Here is a 15,194-nt window from a genome sequence, read left to right as displayed (position 1 = left end):
GCAACGCGAAGGCCCGCCGCAGACGTGTCGTCTGCGGCGGGCCCGTGGCCTTCAGCCCTGGGGAATCATCCCTCGAGCGTCAGCCAGCATGCACTCATGCCCGCATGCGACGGCGGATCAGCACGAGCGCCCCACCGGCCACCAGCAGAAGCACGGCCAGCACGATGAAGGCGGTCGAGTCGGCACCCGTGGTGGCGAGATCGCCGTCACCGGAGCCCGTGTCGCCGCCGGCCGCGGTGACCGTGAGCTTCGCGCTCGCCTCGGATCCATCGGTCAGGATCGCGACGATGCTGTGCTCACCGGCCGCGGTGCCCTTCGGGATCATGACGGTGGCCGACAGCGTGCCGTCCTCGCGAACGGTCGCCGAGCCGAGCTGAACCGGCGTGGAACGCAGCTCGAGCTTGACCTTCTCGCCGGCGGGGAAGCCCTCACCCGAGATCGTCACCGACTCGCCCGCCGCGACCGTCGAGCGGTCGAGCGAGATCGTGCCCTCGGCGACCTCGGCGGCGATGCGGAACGGCACCTGCACGACCGTGCCGGTCGAGGCGACCGCGACAGTGAGCGTCTGCGCACCGGTCACGTCGTCCGGGACCGTGAACGTCAGGCTCGCACGCCCGACCTCGTCGGTGGTGTCGACGACGGTGGGGTCGATCGCGCCCGACGCCAGCTGCGTCGCGCCCAGCGACAGCGTGACCTCGCCCGGTGCGGGTTCACCGGCACTGAATGCCAGCGACGACAGCGAGACGGTCACCTCGGTGCCGGCGCTGAACTCGTCATCTGCCGGGTCGAGCACCACGCCGACCGCACGCTGCGCGTAGTCGGGGGTCGCGGTGCCGTTCGCGTCGAACCAGTCGACCATCGACTGCAGGTCGATGCGGCCGGTGTCGCGCTTGTCGGCGCCCTCGGCGAGCGTGGCGAAGTTGTCGCCACCACCGGCGAGGAACGAGTTGGCCGCGACGGTGTAGCTGGCCGACATGTCGATCACCTCACCGTCGAGCATCATCGAGGTGATGCGATCGCCCTGAGCGGCGGTCGGGTCGTAGGTGTACACCAGCCCCTCCGAGACACCGAGCTTGAGGAACGGACGGCTGGCGCCCTCGGGCTGCCACTGCTCTTCGAGCACGCTCTTGAGCTGCGCACCGGTGAGCTGCTGCGTGACCAGCGTGTTGGCGAACGGCTGCACCGTCGCCGCTTCGCGGTAGGTCACGTTGCCATCCGGGTCCTCGGCGCCCGAGGACGCGAAGGTGAGGTTGGCCCGCAGACCACCCGGGTTCATCAGTGCGACATCGGCGTCGGTCGCCCACTGCTGCACGTCGGCGACAAAGTTGCCGATCGTCGACTCGCCACCGCGGTTCTCGGTGGTGCCGTCGCTCTGGCGTGCCCGCAGGAAGTCTGCGGTGATGTCGCCCACCTTGACGGCACCGAGCACGTCGGCCTCCGCCACGGCGGCGTCGACGATCTGCTGCACCTCGGGAACGGCCGGGTAGTTGCCCTCCCACTGGCGCGGTGCGACCTCGGTGGCCAGCGGACGGATCTCGTTCTCGATAGAGAGCAGCTCCTTGGTGTCGCGGTCGACCTGCAGGTTCATCACACCGAGGTTCTTACCGTACTCACCGGCCGAGATCACCGGGCGTCCGTCGATCACGTGGTTGTAGGCCAGGTGGGTGTGGGCCGAGACGATGGCATCCACGTCGCCGTCGACGCCGTAGACGATCTCGCCCAGCGGGGTGTCGGGGGTGATGTCCTCGACCACGACGGTCGACGCGCCCTCGTGCACCAGCAGGATGACCACGTCGGCTTCGCCGTTGGCGCTGTTGCCGTCACGCAGGTCGTCGGCCACGGCGTTGACCGAGTCGACGATGCTGCGCACCTCGAGGTCGGCGATGCCCTCGGGGCGGACCAGCGAACCAAGATCCTCGGTCACGGCGCCAACGAAGCCGACGCGCACGCCGTCCATCTCCTTGACCCAGGCCGGGGCGAGCGCAGGCTGACCGGTGTCGGTCAGGAACACGTTCGCCGCGATGTACTCCCAGTCGGCCCGGTCCTGCACACGGTCGCGCAGGTCTTCCCAGCCCTGGTCGAACTCGTGGTTGCCCGCGGCGCTCACATCGAGCCCGGCGGCGTTGAGCGCGTCGATGGTCGGCTCGTCGTTGTTGATGAACGACGTGAACGTCGATGCGCCGATCAGGTCACCGGCGGCGGCGAAGATCGTGTTCGGGTTCTCGTCGCGCACGTGCTGCACAGCACCGGCCAGGACCGCGGCACCAGCAGCAGCACCATCGGCTTCGATCCGACCGTGGAAGTCGTTGATCGTGGCGATGTCGATGCTCACCGGCGGGGCCGACGCCGAGACGCCGACCAGGATCGGGTCGTGGTCGCTCGAGCGGTAGGGGGTACCGGTCTCGGCGGCGCCGAAGGCGTAGCCCCGGTCGCTCCACTCGGGCGAGTTGATGGCCCATACGGCCGCGTCGGTGATCGACGGCGCCAGCGACGGCGAGGCGATCACGTGATCGAGCGAGCCGAGCTCACCGTCGAACGTGTAGGTGTACTGACCGTCGGTACGGTCAGCGACGAGGCTGCTCCATCCCTCCGAGGCGAACACGTCGATCGGGTCTTCTTCGCTGTAGGCGTTGAAGTCGCCGATCAGCAGGATGTCCTCGCTGCCCGCGTCATCGGCGAGCTGCTCGGTGAAGTCCAGCAGCGACTCGGCCTGCTCGACGCGCTCGGCGTTGAAACGCCCCTGTCCGTCGGCCGGCTCAGCACCGCTACCGCCCTTGGACTTGAAGTGGTTCGCGACCACGGTGACGGTGCGGCCGTCGATGTCGAACGCCTGCGCGATCGGCTCACGAGCGATGTTCCACACCGTCTCGTCGACGATCGAGGCGCTGTCGCCGATGGTCGAGACCGCATCCTTCTTGTAGATGATCGCGTTCGTGATGAAGTCGGTGATCGCGGCGTTGTCCAGCACCTCGGGCGTGGGCACGTAGTCCCAGACCTCGCTGCCGGCGGCGGCGTTGAGCCCGTCGACGAGGTCGGCGAGCGCCGTGTCGACGGGGTCGCCGAACTTGACCGAGTTCTCGATCTCCATCAGCGCGACGATCTCAGCGTCCAGATCGTTGATCGCCGTGACGATCTTCGACTTCTGGATCGCGAACTGCGCCGCGTCGCCGGCGCCACGGGCATCCGAGTTCTCGGAGCGCAGCGTCGTGAAGTAGTTGTAGACGTTGAACGCCGCGACCTGCACGTCGCCACCGACGGCCGGGACCTCGGGGCGCGGGTTCTTCGTCTCGAAGGTGACCTTCTGTGCCGCGGGCGACTCGCTGTTCAGCGGAGTCGTGGGCTGCAGACGCCAGTCGTTGAAGCCGTACTGCAGCACGAAGCCGTTGTCGCCGAAGTCGACGACGTCGCCGTTGCGCACGACGACATCCTTCGTGAAGTAGGGCTGGTCGCCCGGGTGGGCCGCGTTGCTGACCTGGATGCTGTAACCGTCGTCGAGCAGGATGCGCTCAGCACGGTTGGCCGCAGCGACGGCGTCGGCGTCGGCACCGGGCCGGTGCATCTCGGTGCTCTTGACGTTCAGCTCGCCGGGGTTCAGCCACAGCGTTCCGTAGTTGTACAGCTGGTGGCTGGAGGCCACCGCGTAGTCGCCGGTCGGCACGACGAGCATGCTCTCGTAGGCCTCGCGGTCGTCGCCGATGACCGTGGCGGGCAGCGGGGTGAGCGCGGGCAGGCCCGCCTCGGCGGTCACGACGGTGACATCGGATGCCGACGCCGGCGTGATCTGGGTCTGACCGAAGTACTCTCCGACCACTCCCGTCACCGAGACGAGATCGCCGATCTCACCGGGAACGCTCTTGCCGTTGAGGTAGACGAACACACCGTCGGATGCTTCGCGCGCGGCGTCGCTGCCACCGGAACCGGCGGTCTGGATGACGATGCCGTTGTATCCACCGGTGCGGTGGTCGGCGGTGATGACGCCCTCGACCTTGACGGTCTCGTCGACCAGCGGAGACGCGCCTGCGGTGCCCTGCACCTCGGCGATGGTCGCCTCGATCACGGCGCCACCGTCACCACCGTCACCACCGTCGGTCTCGCCGGCGGCGTTGGTCGGAGTGATGTCGGCGGACAGCGAGAAGTCGGCGCTGTTGTCGTCGGTATCCACCGCGTCGGTGCGGTTCAGCGACTTGACGTCGGTGTTGCCCGACGGCGCGGTCGCCGCGGCGGTCTCGAACGTGTTGGAGGTGCCGTAGCCGAGCAGGTCGATGACGTTCTCAGCGCCCACGGAGGAACCGGGCGTCAGCGTGATCGCCGTGGTGCCCTGCACCAGCGCGAGGGTGCCCTTCGTGCCGCTCGGCGTGAGGGAGGTCTCGGCATCGGCTGTCGGCAGTGCTGCACCGTTGGATCCGTTGCTGTTCGCCTGCACCAGGAAGTAGCCACCGGCGGGAATCGTGCCGGTCAGCACACCGACCCCGGTGAACGCCTCCGTGCCGCCCGAAGAGCGGTACTGCAGCGACATGCCGTCGAGGACGATGTCCTGGTCGGTCGGGTTGTACAGCTCGACGAACTTGTTCGTGAACGCAGCGCCGGCGCTTCCGCCGGACAGGTACGCCTCGTTGATGACCACGCCCGTGCCTGCCGGGTTGGCGAAGGCGGGTGTGGCGACGAGCGTTCCGAGGCTCATCGCGCATGCGGTCGTCAGTGCGAGTGCGCCCCAGCGCGCTCGCATCCGGTGTCGGGGTGCGGAAGCCGTGCGGCTCGCGTCCCGGAGATCGGGCATCATCGTTGCAGTCTCCTCCATCGGTGAACGGTCAGGAGGTGCTGTGAACCCCGCGACCGACGCGTGCCACGGGAACACGCGCATGAATGCGACCATAGGGGTCGGCGCCGACACCGGGCACGCACCAAAGCGTCGCCGGGGTGAACGGCAGCGGAACAGCTGTCGCGCGCGTCACCCTGCGGCGCGGCCCGGTGCGAAGAACCCGCTCAGGCTGCGCTACTCGTGGCGTCCTCGAACTCCTCGACCTCACGCTCCCACGCATCGCGCGCGAGGCGATACCAGAGGTAGAACGCGAAGCCGGCGAAGACCGCCCACTCGATGGCGTAGAAGATGTTGAGCCAGTTGATCGGCGACTTCAGTTCGGGTGCCGGCGAGCTGATGTCGACCAGCCCCTGCGGAGCCTCGATCGAGGCCAGGTACGGCCGGTAGACATCGAGCTGCTCGGTGTCGTGCCAGCGGCTCAGCAGCGCTGCGGGAGACATCCGATCCAGCCGCATCGGCTCGGTACTCGGCGGCACCTGGACACCCTCGTCGTCGATGAGTCGCCCCTGCAGCTCAGCCGGTACGGCGCCCGCCTGCGTGAGGGACGCGACGGCGGCATCCGCCTGCTCGCGCGTCGGAGCCCACCCGAGCGCCACGGCGATCGACGTGCGCTCGGCGACCCGGAGCTGACCGCTGACCCAATAGCCCTCGGCACCGTCGTTCACGCGCGACGAGATGACGATGAAGTCCTCGGGCACCCACGTGCCGCTGGTGGTGACCTTCTGGCCGCCCAGTTCCTCAGCGAGGTACGTACCCGGTTCGATGACCTCGGTCAGCGGGAGCACCTGCTCTGTCGCACCGGGCGGAGGCGGGTCGGTATCGATCGCACTGGCCAGCTGCCACTGTCCGAGCCAGGCGAACACGCCGGCGACGATCAAGCACAGCCCGAGCACGCCCATCCAGCGCGGACGCAGCATTACCTCGCGCAGCGTGGGGGCGAATCGCGGTGTCGCGTCGGGCTCCGTCGTGCTCATCCCGGCTCGTGTCGTCATCCCAGTTCGTACGGCGCCAGCACGACCTCGACCCGCTGGAACTCCTTCAGGTCGGAGTAGCCGGTGGTGGCCATCGACTTGCGCAGCGCGCCGATCAGGTTGGCGGTGCCGTCCGCGACCGGGGCCGGGCCGTACAGGATCTCTTCAAGGTTCGCGACGCGGTCGACCGCCACACGGCGTCCGCGCGGAAGCTGCGGGTGGTGCGCCTCAGCACCCCAGTGGTAGCCCTGACCGGGTGCATCCGTGGCACGCGAGAGCGCGACGCCCAGCATGACGGCATCCGCACCCATCGCGAGAGCCTTGACCATGTCGCCGGAGGTGCCCACGCCGCCGTCGGCGATCACGTGCACGTAGCGTCCGCCCGACTCGTCGAGGTAGTCGCGGCGCGCCGCGGCGACGTCCGAGACGGCCGTCGCCATGGGGGCGTGGATGCCGAGGGTCACGCGTGTGGTGGATGCCGCTCCCCCACCGAAACCGACGAGCACACCAGCCGCTCCGGTGCGCATCAGGTGCAGCGCCGCGGTGTAGGTCGACGCGCCGCCGACGATGACGGGCACATCGAGGTCGTAGATGAACTTCTTCAGGTTCAGCGGCTCGGTGACACTGGAGACGTGCTCGGCCGACACGGTGGTGCCGCGGATCACGAACAGGTCGACACCGGCGGCCACGACGGTCTCGTACAGCTCCTGCGTGCGCTGCGGGGTCAGCGAGCCGGCCACGGTGACACCGGCTTCGCGGATCTCGGCGAGGCGCTGCTTGATGAGCTCGGGCTTGATCGGCTCGGAGTACAGCTGCTGCATGCGCACGGTCGCCTGCTCGGCAGGCAGAGCGGCGATCTCGTCGAGCATCGGCTGCGGGTTCTCGTACCGGGTCCACAGGCCCTCGAGGTCGAGCACGCCGACGCCGCCGAGCTGGCCCAGCATGATCGCCGTCTGCGGGCTGATCACCGAGTCCATCGGCGCGCCGATCACCGGAATGTCGAACGAGAACGCGTCGATCGTCCAGGCCGTCGACACGTCTTCGGGGTTGCGGGTGCGTCGCGATGGCACGACCGCAATGTCGTCGAACGTGTAGGCGCGTCGCGCACGCTTGCCTCGGCCGATCTCGATGTCCATGCTCACCCCTCCACCCTACCCGTCGGGCCGACATCGCCCTTCCGTGGGGTCACCGCCCCGATCTCGCCGGGCGTGCTCGCGCGTGCCCGCACTTCCCCGCACGTGCCCGCCCTCCACAAACGCGATTTCGCACGAGTTCTCCCCAGAAGGCGTGAAACCGACTCACGGCGGATGCCCGCAACCGGCATCGTCGTGGCATGAGAACTCCCCTGGACATGTGGATGCGACAGCGGGGCGGCGTCGCACACAGTAGGGATCTGCGCACCGCCGGCTACTCCGTGCACGAGATGCGGAGCGCCGTCGAGGCCGGGAGGGCCGAGCGCGTCGTCGCGGATCGGGGATCACGACCATGTGCTGCACTGGGCACCGGGCCCGGCGCCCGTCGCGCGCTTCGCCGTGGAGGATCCGATACTGAACGTGCTCTACCACGTGGGTCGATGCCAGGATCCCTCGGATGCCACCGCGATCTGGGAGTCGGCCCTGCGCATCGGTCTCGTGACGCTCCCGCAACTGCGCCGCACGGAATGGCACAGCACCGCGGTGCAGAACGTGCTCGACGTCGTCGGCACCCTGTCGGACTCTGGTGTCGAGACGCATTTCCTGGCGATCGCGCGCAGCTGCGGAGTCGAGGTGCAGCAGCAGGTGGTCATCGACGGGCACCCTGTCGACGCGCTGATCGGCGAACGGCTGGTGGTGCAGTTGGACGGGTTCACACATCACCGCAAGCCGAAGGACCGCCGCCGCGACCTGCGTCAGGACGCCCGGCTGGCCTTGCTCGGGTACACCGTGCTGCGCTTCGACTACCAACAGGTGATGTTCGACCCGACGTACGTGCAGCAGACGATCATCAACGCCGTCGCCCAGGGGCTGCGCCGGGCGCGCAGGTGAGGTGTGGGCATCGCGTCACCGAGAGCAGGACGAGTCCCGAGAACACGACGGATGCCCGAAATCCAGCATGTTCTCGGTAACGAGCCTGTTCTCGTTCACGGGCGCACGTCGGCCGGGTGCGGAAGCCCCCGCCCGCTCCTCACCGGGCGCGGACCACCCGTTTCTCGTCCCAGACCGGGGCATCCGACTCGTACACGTCACCGTCCTCGCCGAAGACCAGGAACCGGTCGAACGAACGCGCGAACCACCGGTCATGGGTGACGGCCAGCACGGTGCCCTCGAAGCGCGCGATGGCCTGTTCGAGTGCCTCGGCGGATTCCAGGTCGAGGTTGTCGGTGGGCTCATCGAGAAGCAGCATGGTGGCTCCGCTGAGCTCCAGCAACAGCACCTGGAAGCGCGCCTGCTGACCTCCGGAAAGCTGCTCGAACGCCTGCTGCGCCTGCCGGACCAGACCGTAGCGGTCGAGGGCCGAGCTGGCGGCATCGCGAGGCATCCCCGCGCGCCGGTCATCGCCGCGGTGCAGGATGTCGAGCAGGGTGCGTCCGACGAACTCCGGGTGGGCGTGGGTCTGCGCGAACAGGCCGGGCACGACGCGTGCTCCGAGCACGGCCGCGCCGCCGTGCGGAACGGGAAGCAATGCCTCGGATGCTGTCGTGAGGTGTCCCCGGGTGGGATCGGGGTCGCTGCCGCCGCGGGCCAGCAGGCGCAGGAAGTGCGACTTGCCAGAGCCGTTCGAGCCGAGCACGGCCACCCGATCGCCGAACCAGATCTCGGCATCGAACGGCCGCATCAGGCCCGTGAGCTCGAGCCCGGTGCACACCAGCGCCCGTTTGCCGGTGCGCGCACCACGCAGACGCATGTCAAAGTCCTGTGCGGGTGGGCGTTCCTCGGGCGGGCCCGCCTCTTCGAACCGGCGCAGTCGGGTCTGGGCCGCTTGGTAGCGCGAGGCGAATCCGTCGTTGGCGGACGCCTTGACCTTGAGAGTCGCGACGAGTGCCTTGAGCTTGGCGTGCTGCTCGTCCCAGCGGCGCCGCAGCTCGTCGAGGCGGTCCATGCGATCGCTGCGCGCCTGATGGTACGTGGCGAACCCACCGCCGTGCACCCACGCCGTAGCGCCCGCTCCCCCGACCTCCAGGGTGATGATGCGATCGGCCGCTCTGGCCAGCAGCTCGCGATCATGCGAGACCAGCAGCACGGTCTTCGCGCTGTCGCGCAGAGATTGTTCCAACCAGCGTTTTCCCGGCACATCGAGGTAGTTGTCGGGCTCGTCCAGAAGCAGCACGTCGTCGGGACCGCGCAACAGCGCCTCCAGGGCGAGCCGCTTCTGCTCGCCACCCGAAAGGCTGTCGAGAGAGCGATACCGGGCACGGTCGTAGGGCACTCCGAGCGCGGCCACCGTGCACTGGTCCCACACGGTCTCGTGCTCGTAGCCACCGGCATCCGCGTAGTCGGCGAGCGCGGTCGCGTACGCCATCTGCGTGCGCTCGTTCTCTGTGTCGATGAGCGCGTTCTCGGCGGCGTCGAGTGCTTCGGCGGCGGCCCGGATGCGCGTGGGCGCGACGCTCACCAGAAGATCCTGAACGGTCATCTCACCGTCGCCATGACCGACGAACTGATCCATCACCCCCAGGGAGCCGTCGATGGTCACCGCACCGGCATCCACCGCGAGTTCGCCGCGGATAATCCGCAGCAGCGTCGACTTGCCGGCGCCGTTCGGCCCGATCAGCGCGCTGGTCACGCCGGAGCCGACGCGGAACGTCACCTCATCGAGCAGGGGGCGTCCGTCAGGGAGGGTCAGTGAAAGAGCACTGACGTCGATGTGGGCCACGGTGGTTTCCTTCCGCCCACCGAGTGGCGAGCCTGCCAGGCTATCAGCCGCCGGCATCCGATGCCGTCGCGCTCACTCTCCCCGCGCACCGCGCGTCCCTCACCGTTCGCTACTCGTCGCCCACCGCGCACTTCCCCTCACCGAGAACAGGACAAATCCCGAGAACAGGATGGATGCTCGAAATCCAGCCTGTTCTCGGCAACGAGCCTGTTCTCGTGCGGGGCACGACGCACAGCGCACGCCACGCGGCGCCCGCCCCAATCAGCGCGGATCCGACAGCCGCGCCAGCAACTCTGACAGCAGCGCCTCGGCGACCGGCGCCGGGAGAAGCTCGACCAGCGCCATCAGCGTGGCCAGCGGCGCATCGGCCGATACCTTCGCGGCCCCGGCCAGGCGCAGCAGGGTCCATGCGGCGCGCGGCCCCGGGACGCGACCGCCGTGACTGTACCCGAGCGCCGTCACGACCCGGACGAGGGCCCGCGCGTCAGCGGGCGGCACGCCGCGCACCTCATCGGATGCCGCAGCCAGCGCCCCGGTGAACTCGTCGATGCCGTCGTCGAGCGCCGGTGTGAGCGTGAGGTGCGCGCTGTGCGGAATGCGCACGCCGTCGGACTGCGTGAATCCTGGCTGGTGCTGGATCTTCCAGCCGTGCCGGGTGAGGGCATCCGCCAGGCGATGCGGGTCCACGCGGTCCGCGGACGGAACCGACTCATCGGCGACGACGGCGATCGCGGGTCCGACCGGATCGCCGAGCACCGCGAGCCCCGGAATCTCGTGCACCGCACGCCGCACGGCCGTCGCGGCACGGCGGATCGCAGCGGTCAACTCGGCGTAGCCCTCGTCACCCAGATGCTGCGTGATCGCCCAGGCGGCGGCAAGCGGAGAGGCCGAGCGTGAACCCAGCAGCGTCGGATTGACGACCGGGTACCCCGCCCAGCGTGTGGTGGCGAAGAACTGGGCGCGGCGGCGCCGGCGCGCCTGGGGTCCGCCGTGCAGCAGCACCGAGACGCCCTTGGGTGCGTAGCCGAACTTGTGCAGATCGGCCGAGATGCTGGTGACACCGCGCACCCGAAAGTCCCACGCCGGCAGCTTCGGCCACCACGGCAGGACGAAACCTCCGAAGCAGGCATCGACATGGCACGGGATGCCCCGGTCGGCGGCGGCGGGGGCGACGGCGCCGACCGGGTCGAGCAGGCCCGTCGGATAGCTCGGTGCAGACACGACGACCAGCGCCACATCGTTGCCCATCCGCCCAATGATCTCGGCCGGATCAACCGACCCGTCCGGCGCGCACGGCACCGGATCGAAGTCGAGGTCGAACAGCGCCGCGGCTTTCTGGAATGCAGCGTGAGCAGTGGCCGGAGCCACCAGCCGCGGCCGCTTCCGTGCAGCATCCGTCGGGTTCTCGGCACGCCAGAGGTCGCGGGCGGACTTGACCGCGAGCAGGCAGCTCTCGGTCCCGCCGCTGGTGACGGTACCGACCACAGAACGTCGGCCGTGCAGCATCCGCCGCGCGAAACCGATCACGTCGCGCTCCATCGCGGCGATGGACGGGAACACCGTGGGGTCGAGGCCGTTCAACGGCCGCGCCAGGCGTGCGGCGGCATCCGCCAGTTCATCGAGCTCGGTCACGCCCGAGTCGTAGACATACGAGAGCACGCGGCCACCGTGCGTCGGCGCGTCAGCGGCGCGCAATCGATGCAGCCGGTCGAGAATGTCGGCCGGACGCGGCTCCCCCGCGCTCATACCGACGTCCCGATGATGTCGTGCTCGCGCAGGCGATAACGGGCCAACGTCGCGAGGCTGATCAGCATCAGTGCGGCGGGCAGCAGGCTGAACGCGACGGCGATGCCGGTGACGGCCGCATGCGGCTGGACGACCTCGACGTTCGCGGTCGTCTCGATGTACCCGGTGGCCGCCAGCACGATCGACAGCACCGTCGCGCCCAGCGCCATGCCGGTGGTCTCACCCGCGGTCCACACCCCGCCGAAGATCCCGGAGCGGTTCGCGCCACCGGTCTCGCTGCGGTCGTGGGCGATCACATCCGGCAGCATCGCCATCGGCAGCGTCTGCATGCCCGCGTAGGCCGCGCCGGCGAGCGCGACCGGCAACAGGATCCACCACCCGGGCATCCACACCATCGCCGTGAGCACCAACGTGGCGACCAGGAAGATCATGCTGGCCAGGCGGAACCCTCGCTCTTTGCCGACACGGTCGGCGATCTTCTTCCAGACCGGGGCCATCAGCAGGGCGGGCGCGATCAATGACGCGAACAGCGGCGTGACGGCATCCTCATCGTTCAGCACCCACCGAGCGACGAACTGCGCGGCGGCCAGCATCAGGCCCGTGGCGAGACCCTGCAGCATGAAGGTCGCCAGCAGCGCGCGGAACGGCTGGCTCTGCCGCAGCACCGCGATTCCGTCGCGGTAGTGGGTGCCGATCGACGCCCCCGGGTGCACCGGAAGCAGCGGACGCTGCGGCGCAACCGTCGACGCGATGTAGAGCCCGATACCCAGCACTACAGCGGCGACCAGCGCCATCACCAGATACCCCAGCAACGGGTCGTCGGGGAACATGCCCCGGATCTCGGGGCCGCCGGCGCCGAACAACAGGATCGCGACGGTGAGCATCACCACCCGCCAGGTCAGCAGCCGCGTGCGCTCACGGTAGCCGTCGGTGAGTTCGGCAGGCAGGGCGATGTAGGGCACCTGGAACAGGCTGAAGCAGGTCGCCGCGGCGATGAATGCGATCAGTACCCAGATCGCGGATGCCGCAGGGCCGATCCCCGCCGGCACCGCGAAGGTCAGCACGAAAGCGATCGGCAGGCCGATCGCGCCGATCCGCATCAGCCCGCGTCTGCTTCCGGTGCGGGCGAGGCCGTTGTCGCTGAGCCCGCCGATGACCGGGTCGATCAGCACGTCCCAGACCTTGGCCGCGGTCACGATCGCCCCCGCGGCAAGCGCCGTCACCCCCAACGAGTCGGTGAGGTAGTAGACGAGCACCAGACCGGGCAGGGTGGCGAACCCGCCGGTACCCAGTGACCCCATGGCGTATCTGGCCACCTGCCCGCGGGTCAGGTTCGACGCTGAATCCATGAGCCCACTCTATCGACGGGCATCCGACGTTCTGGTCAGGGCGGGCCGGGCCCGACGCGCCCTGCGCTCGCCCGCAACAGACTCAGCTGAGACGGCCCGAGACGGGGACGGTGTTGGCGAAAAGATCGAGCACGGGGCAGCGCTCCTCGACGACCGTGCGCAGCTTCTCGTACTGCTCGGCGCTATCGGGTCCTGTGATGTCGACGCGCACGCGCACATCGTGGAAACCGGCACGGCCGGACTCGTCGATGCCGAACAGCTTGCGCACATCGAGGTCGCCCTCGGCCTCGATCTCGATGTCGTCGATGGTCAGGCCGAGCGCCTCGGCGTACAGCCGGAAGACGACGATCTGACACGAGATCAGCGCACCGAGCGCGTACTCGACCGGACTCGCGGCGGCGTCATCACCGGCGAGCGCGCCGGGCTCGTCGACGAGGAAGCGGTGCTTGCCGGCTCGAATCTCGGTGCCGACCGACCCGACCCCGCGCCCCGTGACCCGGTAGGTCAACTGCGCGTTGCCGGCGTCGCGTGCGATGCGCTCGTTCCAGGTGGTGCCGGCCTCGGCGAGGCGCTGCGAGCGCTCGGCGGCGGTGACGTCAGAGATGGCGGCGAGTTGCTGGGTGAGAAGGGTCATGCCGAGACGGTAATCGGATGCCCGAAGCGAGCGCCACGGCATCCGTCATGCCCCGCAACACACCGTCACGGGATGCAACATACGGGCCCGCCTGTGGCATCCGCCCTTGCCTTCGGGGCGCACCCCGCTGCCTGCACCCGCACCCGAGAACAGGACGGTTAACGAGAACAGGACGATTCCCGCGGAGTCGTCCTGTTCTCAACAACGAGCCTGTTCTCATGCAGCGCGAGCCGGGTCAGCGGCCCACGCGCAGACTCACTTCTTGTAGTTCGGCGCCTCGACGATGATCTGCACGTCGTGCGGGTGTGACTCCTTGAGGCCGGCGGCGGTGATGCGCACGAACTTGCCGCGCTGCTTGAGCTCTTCGATGGTGCGCGCGCCGACGTAGAACATCGACTGACGCAGGCCGCCGATCAGCTGGTACGCCACCGCCGACAGCGGGCCACGGTAGGGCACCTGGCCCTCGATGCCCTCGGGGATCAGCTTGTCGTCGCTGGGGACGTCAGCCTGGAAGTAGCGGTCCTTCGAGTACGAGGTCTGCTTGCCGCGGGTCTGCATCGCACCCAGCGAGCCCATGCCGCGGTACTGCTTGAACTGCTTGCCCGCCTGGAAGACGATCTCGCCCGGCGACTCGTCGGTGCCCGCCAGCAGCGATCCCAGCATGACAGCATCCGCACCCGCGACGAGCGCCTTGGCGATGTCGCCGGAGTACTGCAGCCCACCGTCGGCGATCACCGGAACACCGGCGGGGCCGGCAGCGAGCGAGGCCTCGTAGACGGCGGTCACCTGCGGCACGCCGACACCGGCGACCACGCGTGTGGTGCAGATCGAGCCGGGGCCCACGCCGACCTTGACCGCGTCGACACCGGCATCCACCAGCGCCTGCGCGCCCTCGCGCGTCGCGACGTTGCCGCCGATGACGTCGATGTGGTCGAACGAGGCGTCGGCCTTGAGACGCTGAACCAGGTCGATCACACCCTGCGACTGGCCGTTGGCGGTATCGACGACGAGCACATCCACGCCGGCGTCACGCAGCGCCTCGGCGCGCTCCCACGCGTCGCCGAAGAAGCCGATCGCTGCGCCCACGCGCAGGCGCCCCTGGTCATCCTTGGTCGCCAGCGGGTACTTCTCGCTCTTGTCGAAGTCCTTGATGGTGATCAGCCCGGCGAGCTTGCCGGCGTCGTCGATCAGCGGCAGCTTCTCGACGCGGTGCTTCGCGAACAGCGAGATGACCTCGCCCGCGGCGACGCCGACCTTGGCGGTGACCAGGTTCTCGCTGGTCATGACGTCCTTGACCTTGGTGGTCTGACGCTCACGACCGGTCACGAATCGCATATCGCGGTTGGTGACGATACCCACCAGGCGTCCGTCGCCATCGACGACGGGCAGACCCGAGATGCGGTACTTGGCGCAGAGTCCGTCAACCTCTTCGACGGTCGCCTCGGGGTCGGTCGTGATCGGGTCGGTGATCATGCCCGACTCGCTGCGCTTGACGCGGTCGACGTCGGCGGCCTGATCGGCGATCGACAGGTTGCGGTGCAGGATGCCGATGCCGCCGGCCCGTGCCATGGCGATGGCCATGCGCGCCTCGGTGACGGTGTCCATAGCGCTGGAGAGCAGGGGGGTGGCGACGGAGATGCGGCGGGTGATCCGCGACGAGGTGTCGGCGTCGCTGGGGATCACATCGGTATGACCCGGCAGCAGCAGCACATCATCGTAGGTGAGCCCGACGAAGCCGAAGGGGTCGTTCTGCTGCATGAGACTTGCTCCTCTGCGCCGTATCGGCGCCGTGTCGTGGCGGATGCGCTTCGGCGGAGCGGGGA

At 68.9% G+C, this 15,194-nt stretch carries 9 protein-coding genes; 1 reads left to right on the top strand and 8 read right to left on the bottom strand.

Annotated elements, in window-relative coordinates; translation table 11 throughout:
• Positions 1-94 precede the first annotated feature (94 nt).
• The 3 genes from JF543_RS05500 to JF543_RS05490 all read right to left on the bottom strand — a co-directional run bounded on the left by JF543_RS05500 (position 95) and on the right by JF543_RS05490 (position 6,926).
• A complete protein-coding gene (locus tag JF543_RS05500) occupies positions 95-4,780 on the bottom strand; it encodes an ExeM/NucH family extracellular endonuclease (protein WP_206823048.1) in 4,686 nt (1,561 codons plus the stop codon).
• Between the two features lie 203 nt (positions 4,781-4,983).
• Positions 4,984-5,793: an SURF1 family protein gene (locus tag JF543_RS05495; protein WP_242519403.1), complete on the bottom strand. Its 810-nt coding sequence runs from the start codon at positions 5,791-5,793 to the stop codon at positions 4,984-4,986.
• Between the two features lie 14 nt (positions 5,794-5,807).
• Complete coding sequence (locus JF543_RS05490; RefSeq protein WP_179411940.1) at positions 5,808-6,926, bottom strand: GuaB3 family IMP dehydrogenase-related protein; 1,119 nt, start codon at positions 6,924-6,926, stop codon at positions 5,808-5,810.
• A gap of 417 nt (positions 6,927-7,343) precedes the next feature.
• Here JF543_RS05490 and JF543_RS14615 point away from each other — a divergent pair, with 417 nt between their 5' ends.
• Positions 7,344-7,814: an endonuclease domain-containing protein gene (locus JF543_RS14615; RefSeq protein ID WP_347401104.1), complete on the top strand. Its 471-nt coding sequence runs from the start codon at positions 7,344-7,346 to the stop codon at positions 7,812-7,814.
• Positions 7,815-7,953: 139 nt separating this feature from the next.
• Here JF543_RS14615 and JF543_RS05480 read toward each other — a convergent pair whose 3' ends face one another.
• The 5 genes from JF543_RS05480 to guaB form a co-directional block, all read right to left on the bottom strand.
• The gene (locus JF543_RS05480; protein WP_206823046.1) at positions 7,954-9,642 is read right to left on the bottom strand and encodes an ATP-binding cassette domain-containing protein; all 1,689 of its coding nucleotides are present in this window, start codon (positions 9,640-9,642) and stop codon (positions 7,954-7,956) included.
• A gap of 261 nt (positions 9,643-9,903) precedes the next feature.
• Positions 9,904-11,388, bottom strand: a complete 1,485-nt coding sequence (locus JF543_RS05475) for a pyridoxal phosphate-dependent decarboxylase family protein (protein WP_206823044.1) — start codon at positions 11,386-11,388, stop codon at positions 9,904-9,906.
• Entirely contained in the window at positions 11,385-12,737 is a 1,353-nt protein-coding gene (locus JF543_RS05470; RefSeq protein ID WP_206823042.1) for an MFS transporter, read from the bottom strand. The genes JF543_RS05475 and JF543_RS05470 overlap by 4 nt, the downstream gene beginning before the upstream one ends.
• Positions 12,738-12,819: 82 nt before the next feature.
• On the bottom strand, positions 12,820-13,371 hold the full coding sequence (locus tag JF543_RS05465; protein ID WP_206550366.1) for an OsmC family protein: 552 nt from the start codon (positions 13,369-13,371) through the stop codon (positions 12,820-12,822).
• 255 nt (positions 13,372-13,626) lie between these two features.
• Complete coding sequence (gene guaB, locus JF543_RS05460; protein WP_206823041.1) at positions 13,627-15,129, bottom strand: IMP dehydrogenase; 1,503 nt, start codon at positions 15,127-15,129, stop codon at positions 13,627-13,629.
• Between the last annotated feature and the right edge of the window lie 65 nt (positions 15,130-15,194).

It is taken from the genome of Microbacterium esteraromaticum (assembly GCF_017303215.1).
GTDB classification, from domain to species: domain Bacteria; phylum Actinomycetota; class Actinomycetes; order Actinomycetales; family Microbacteriaceae; genus Microbacterium; species Microbacterium esteraromaticum_C.
This window is presented reverse-complemented; position numbering and strand designations above follow the sequence as displayed.

Excerpts from the sequence above, each read along its gene's own strand:
- JF543_RS05500 (WP_206823048.1), bottom strand. The coding sequence starts at position 4,780 with ATGATGCCCGATCTCCGGGACGCGAGCCGCACGGCTTCCGCACCCCGA.
- JF543_RS05495 (WP_242519403.1), bottom strand. The coding sequence starts at position 5,793 with ATGAGCACGACGGAGCCCGACGCGACACCGCGATTCGCCCCCACGCTG.
- JF543_RS05490 (WP_179411940.1), bottom strand. The coding sequence starts at position 6,926 with ATGGACATCGAGATCGGCCGAGGCAAGCGTGCGCGACGCGCCTACACG.
- JF543_RS05475 (WP_206823044.1), bottom strand. The coding sequence starts at position 11,388 with ATGAGCGCGGGGGAGCCGCGTCCGGCCGACATTCTCGACCGGCTGCAT.
- JF543_RS05470 (WP_206823042.1), bottom strand. The coding sequence starts at position 12,737 with ATGGATTCAGCGTCGAACCTGACCCGCGGGCAGGTGGCCAGATACGCC.
- JF543_RS05465 (WP_206550366.1), bottom strand. The coding sequence starts at position 13,371 with ATGACCCTTCTCACCCAGCAACTCGCCGCCATCTCTGACGTCACCGCC.
- guaB (WP_206823041.1), bottom strand. The coding sequence starts at position 15,129 with ATGCAGCAGAACGACCCCTTCGGCTTCGTCGGGCTCACCTACGATGAT.